Annotated in this window: 1 protein-coding gene; it reads left to right on the plus strand. The window is 50.7% G+C overall.

Annotated features, from left to right (window positions below):
• On the plus strand, positions 1-633 hold a 633-nt coding region (locus tag AC6RNO_RS36755; protein ID WP_497108444.1), incomplete at both ends, for an IS4 family transposase.

Raw genomic sequence — 633 nt, forward strand, 5'->3', positions numbered from 1 at the left:
ATAAAGAAGTTGCGATCGAACTGGTTACCGAGCAAGGAACAACGTACGTGATGGATCGCGGATACATCAACTACGCTCACTACAAGAAGTGGCTCGAAGCAGGGATCTTCTTTGTCGCTCGCGTTCAGAAGAACAGTAAAACTCAGATCTTGGAGACACGTGCACTCCCGGCAGAGGAAGCTCATTTGCGGCTGGATGCGGATGTCCTCATGGTTGTTCCGAACAAGCCTGATCAGACCATGAGGCTGCGTTTAGTGGAGTTCAAGGACGACAAAGGCCATACGTACCGCCTGATCACAAGCCGCTGGGACCTAACGGCACAGGAGATCGCGGATATCTATCGCGCCCGCTGGGACATCGAGTTATTTTTCAAATGGATGAAGCAGTACTTGCGACTCGCTAAACTGTACAGCAACAAGCCTTCTGCAGTATGGAACCAAATTTATATAGCACTCATCGCCCACGCCTTGTGTGTCTTGGTGAAGCTTCAAACGGGTACGAAACAAGGACTCTGCAAAGTGCTGAAGCTAATGCGTCAGTACATGGCCAAGAGTTGGGAGAAACTGCTTGACGCCTTGTTCCGGAAACCGACGAAGCCTTCAAAAGGCCGTCAGAAGAAGCCGAAACGAGGAC

It is taken from the genome of Paenibacillus sp. sgz302190, from assembly GCF_059820445.1.